Source organism: Pantoea sp. SIMBA_079 (assembly GCF_046940275.1).
GTDB lineage: Bacteria > Pseudomonadota > Gammaproteobacteria > Enterobacterales > Enterobacteriaceae > Pantoea > Pantoea borealis.
The window spans coordinates 1-233 of the sequence record NZ_JAWRYR010000954.1; the positions used below are offsets into that span (position 1 = coordinate 1).

General features: G+C 55.4%; 1 protein-coding gene. It reads left to right on the forward strand.

Annotated elements, in window-relative coordinates; all coding sequences use genetic code 11:
* A partial coding sequence (locus SB719_RS22760; protein ID WP_412160124.1) for a DUF444 family protein occupies positions 1-233 on the forward strand: 233 nt, incomplete at both ends.

The following is a 233-nucleotide window of genomic DNA, read 5'->3' on the forward strand; positions in this document are numbered from 1 at the left end:
GGAAATCGAACAGGAAATCGAGCGCCTGAAAGCGCGTATCAACCGCCTGCCCTTCCTCGACACCTTCGACCTAAAGTACAACCTGCTGGTCAAGCAACCCAACCCAAGCTCGAAGGCGGTGATGTTCTGCCTGATGGACGTATCCGGCTCAATGACCCAGGCCACCAAGGACATCGCAAAGCGCTTCTTCATCCTGCTGTACCTGTTCCTCAAGCGTAACTACGAGCGCATCG